Annotated in this window: 2 protein-coding genes; both read left to right on the top strand. The window is 64.5% G+C overall.

All coding sequences use genetic code 11. From position 1 onward, the window contains the following. The coding region (locus MD273_RS18585; RefSeq protein WP_239039263.1) for a helix-turn-helix transcriptional regulator at nucleotides 1–524 on the top strand (524 nt) is incomplete at its 5' end. 43 nt (nucleotides 525–567) lie between these two features. Continuing rightward, on the top strand, nucleotides 568–668 hold a 101-nt coding region (locus MD273_RS19110; RefSeq protein WP_285229183.1), incomplete at its 3' end, for an Ada metal-binding domain-containing protein.

Genomic DNA, 668 nt, shown 5'->3' with positions numbered 1-668 from the left:
GCCTTCTCGTGTCGCTTCTGCCGCGCATGATCCATATCCGCGGCGTTTCGCGGCTTGCGCAGCTCGTCCGCCTCGTGGGGGAGGAGGCGGCGCAGGAGAATGCCGGCCGAGACCTCATTCTCGAACGCGATGTCGAGATCCTGCTGATCGAGGCGCTCCGGGCCGTGCCGGCGGAACGAACGCTGCCCGGTCTGCTCAGGGGGCTTGCCGATCCGCGGATTGCGGCAGCACTTCGGGCCATGCATGGCGCGGTGGATCAGGCCTGGACCGTGCCAGACCTTGCCCGTGTCGCCGGCATGTCGCGTTCGGCCTTCTTCGACCGTTTTGCCCGCACGCTCGGCACCCGGCCGATGGAATATCTCGCTGCGTGGCGCATGAGCCTCGCCAAGGATCTGCTCAGGGGCGGCGGCCACTCGCTGGATGAGGTTGCGGAGAAAATCGGCTACAGCTCCGCAAGCACCTTCAGCACCGCCTTCAGCCGCCACGTCGGCGGCCCACCCGGCCGTTTTCGGACCTCATCATGACATCATGCTCGCCTCATAAATCGGCTGCTGCTAACATCGCCCCATGTTAGATTTTGACACATGCGAGAAGGCACGGCAGGCGCGTGATCCGGCGTATGACGGCAGGTTCTTTACTGCGGTCAGGACGACGATGATCTATTGCCG

The organism is Marinobacter sp. C7, assembly GCF_022343555.1.
In the GTDB taxonomy this organism is placed as follows: Bacteria; Pseudomonadota; Gammaproteobacteria; order Pseudomonadales; family Oleiphilaceae; genus Marinobacter.
This window is presented reverse-complemented; position numbering and strand designations above follow the sequence as displayed.